Annotated in this window: 3 protein-coding genes and 2 pseudogenes; 1 reads left to right on the forward strand and 4 read right to left on the reverse strand. The window is 68.1% G+C overall.

What is annotated here, in order from left to right; translation table 11 throughout:
• The 4 genes and pseudogenes from ACLHRZ_RS37245 to ACLHRZ_RS37260 all read right to left on the reverse strand — a co-directional run.
• Window positions 1–414: IS110 family transposase (locus ACLHRZ_RS37245; protein ID WP_490423013.1), on the reverse strand; the 414-nt coding region annotated here is incomplete at its 3' end.
• Between the two features lie 247 nt (window positions 415–661).
• Window positions 662–916 (reverse strand): annotated as a pseudogene (locus ACLHRZ_RS37250) (helix-turn-helix domain-containing protein); the annotation flags it as partial.
• A gap of 378 nt (window positions 917–1,294) precedes the next feature.
• The gene (locus ACLHRZ_RS37255; protein WP_490423014.1) at window positions 1,295–1,798 is read right to left on the reverse strand and encodes a hypothetical protein; all 504 of its coding nucleotides are present in this window, start codon (window positions 1,796–1,798) and stop codon (window positions 1,295–1,297) included.
• Between the two features lie 44 nt (window positions 1,799–1,842).
• Window positions 1,843–2,220 (reverse strand): annotated as a pseudogene (locus ACLHRZ_RS37260) (transposase); the annotation flags it as partial.
• A 32-nt stretch (window positions 2,221–2,252) separates the two neighbouring features.
• On the opposite strand from ACLHRZ_RS37260, the gene ACLHRZ_RS37265 reads away from it, so the two are divergent.
• On the forward strand, window positions 2,253–3,243 hold a 991-nt coding region (locus ACLHRZ_RS37265; protein ID WP_490423015.1), incomplete at its 3' end, for an ISAzo13 family transposase.

Raw genomic sequence — 3,243 nt, forward strand, 5'->3', positions numbered from 1 at the left:
GCGGGCGACGACCTTGACGGCCTGGGCCTGGTCGCTGTCCCCGGCGACCGGGCGGAGCTGGGCGTGGTCGATGCGGACCATGTCCGCGAGCGCGTGGGCATCGCCCTTGTCGCTCTTGGCCCCCGAGGTCGCGTAGCGTTCCTTGAACCGGGCCGCCTGGCGCGGGTTGACCGCGTAGACCCGGTAGCCGGCGGCGGTCAGGGCCTGCACCCAGGCGCCGCGGTCGGTCTCGATCCCGACTGTCACCTGCGACGGCTCCAGGTCATCACCGCCGTGGCGGGCGACGAGATCGTGGAGTTTGGCAATGCCTTCCACGCCCTCGGGCAGCCGGGCCGCGGCCAGCTTGCGGCCGGTATCGTCCTGTATCTCAACATCATGGTGGGTTTCGGCCCAGTCGTCTCCGATCCACAACACCTGGCGTGCTCCGTGCTTCTCTCGTCCGGTACGTACATGCAGCCCGCGGAAGACACGGCTCGCTCCCTAATGGATCCAGTGCTCACGCCCAACAACCCGGCGGGCAACGCCATCTCATCGGCAGTCACGGCCTCCCGGCCAACCAGCAGGGGCACGGTCTGACCACAGAACTCACAGTGGCTCCGGGACGGATAGTGCTCACCCGCTGGCGGCTACAACATCAAGTCTCCTACGACCCGATACGTCCCATTAGGGACGGGGCCCGTGCGGCGAGGAGTGTGGTCACGCTGTGTACGTAGGCGTGGGCGGTGGCTTCGCTGATCCGGAACCCTGCGGCGAGCTTGGCGAGGGTGATGTGCTCGCGCAGGTACACCAGTGCCACCACGGCCCTCTGCGAGGGGCGCAGCTTGCAGCGTCGGTCACCTTCACGGGTGACGATCAGCATCGTCACCCACTCCACAAGGGCGTGCGGCAGATCGAGTGCGCAAGGATAGATGACCAACAGGGCTCCCTGGCCGTGAGGTTGAGACGTGAGACATCTCGCCCAACAGCCGGGGAGCCCTGCTCGTTACGGGCCAGCAGTCATCACCCGATCGGTGACCACTCTGAAGATCCTTACTGCGCCCGCAGCGGGTGTGCCAATTTGACGACCCTGTCTCACATCCGGTGGTAACGGATAGTGGCAGGCAGGCCCGGCGCCCACAAAGTCGCGGGGCTGTCCCTTCAGTCGTAGATAGGGTGGTTCGCTGTAGTTGATGGGGGTGTTCTTGGTGGTCGCGCTGCCGTTCGGGCCTGGTTGCGTCGGCGGTGGCAGGTTCGGACGGTGGCCTGATGGCAGCGCCGCCACCAGGACCAGTTCAGGCTGTGCCGGATCCGCTCGTCACGGGGAGTCTGTGGAGCCATGAGGTTGACCAGCCGGGCGACCTCGAAGGCTGTCAATGCGATCGGGACGATGCCAGCGGGGCTGTCGGGGTCTGTGTGGTCCCCCTGTGTGGGCCAGATCGCCCCGCTCCGCCTGGAGTTCGGCGGCGGCTTGCACTGCCAGGAACGCCGCGGCCAGTTGCGCGAGGGTGACGTTCCGGTACCAGCCGTGGAAGTGACGGACCTCGTAGTCGGCCATCCCTGCCGCGGACTTCGCCAGTTTGATCGCATCCTCGACCCGCCAGCGGGCGCCGGGGACCAGCACGAGCTCTTCTACCGGTGTGTCCTCTTCTCCCCAGCCCAGGTAGTAGTCCCGGTCTTCCGGGGTCTCCGGGCGACGCCGGGCGAGCAGCCAGCGGGCGAGGCCGCTGCCGACGGCGGCGTCCGGGGCGAGATCCGGCGCACCCACCACTGCCAGGTGCGTGACTCCAACTGCGAGGGGCCAGCGGGCAGGTCGATCCACGTATCCTCGGTGGCGTGCCGCTCCACCAACCGGGCGAGGTGGCGCCAGCCAGGGCGGGGCAGCACGCTCTGGTTGGCCTGCACCGTCACTACGTACGGCAGAGCGCGTTCTTCGAGGAAACGGCGGAAAGCGCCGTCGCGGCCGTAGACCTCGTCCGCGGCCACCCACATCCGTCCTCCGGGCAGGTCGGGCAGGATCCGGGCGATCATATGCTCGGCCAGGCGCGGCTTGGCTGCGAAGCCGATCCGGTCGGGGACGCGCGCTACCCGGCACCGTTCGCGGTCCTCGGTCCACTCCCGCGGCAGATACAGCTCCCGGTCGTCAGTGCCTGTCCGACGCCAGTGGCCCAGGCCGCCATCACCCCTACCTGGCAGGGGAAGACCCCGCCCAGGGCTTGTGCGTGAATAACTGTCAGACTTGATCTGTCAGTTGGGCAGCGGTGGGAGGCTGGAGTGTGACTCCGTCTCCGCAACATCGCACCCCCACCGCCTCGTTGAAGGCCAAGTTTGATCGGATCCTGCCCCACCTCGACGAGCGGCGTCGACGGCTCTACCTGGCCAGTGAGGCTGCTGCGCTCGGCCACGGCGGGATCACCGCAGTGGCTGCTGTCTCCGGTGCCAGCGCCACCACCATCGCGCGTGGCATTGCCGAGTTGGACACGCATCCAGCGCCGACGTGCCGCAACCGGGCTCCAGGGGCCGGCCGCAAGCCGTTGACGACGACCGACACAGGGCTGCGGCCGGCGTTGGAGGCCTTGATCGAGCCGACAGCCCGTGGTGACCCGGTCTCCCCACTGCGCTGGACGACGCTGTCGCTGCGCGCGCTCGCCTCGACCCTGACCGCACAGGGCCACCCGGTCAGCGCCACGACCGTCGGCCATTTGCTGCACGCGATGGGCTACAGCCTGCAGGGCACCGCCAAGACCACGGAGGGTGCCCGCCACCCGGACCGCGACGCCCAGTTCACCCACCTCAACGCCACTGCCACCTCTTTCCTCGACGGCCATCAGCCGGTGATCAGCGTCGATACCAAGGCCAAGGAGTGGATTGGGAATCGTGACCGGCCCGGACGCACCTGGCGCCCCGGCAAGGACCCGGTCAAGGTGGACTGCCATACCTTCGTCACCGGCGAGATGCCGGTCGTCATCCCTTACGGGATCTACGACTTGGCCACCAACAGCGGCTGGGTCAACGTCGGAACCGACCATGACACCGCCGAGTTCGCGGTGGAGTCCATCCGCCGCTGGTGGCAGCACCGCGGACGGACCGATCACCCGGATGCCACGCGACTGCTGATCACCGCTGATTCCGGCGGCTCCAACGACCCTCGCCGCTGGACGTGGAAGAAACACCTCCATGCCTTCGCGCGGGAGAGCGGGCCGGAGATCACAGTCGGTCACCTACCGCCCGGCACATCTAATAGGGTCGGGGACTGGCGCGGTGACG

Source organism: Streptomyces sp. AM25 (genome assembly GCF_058146165.1).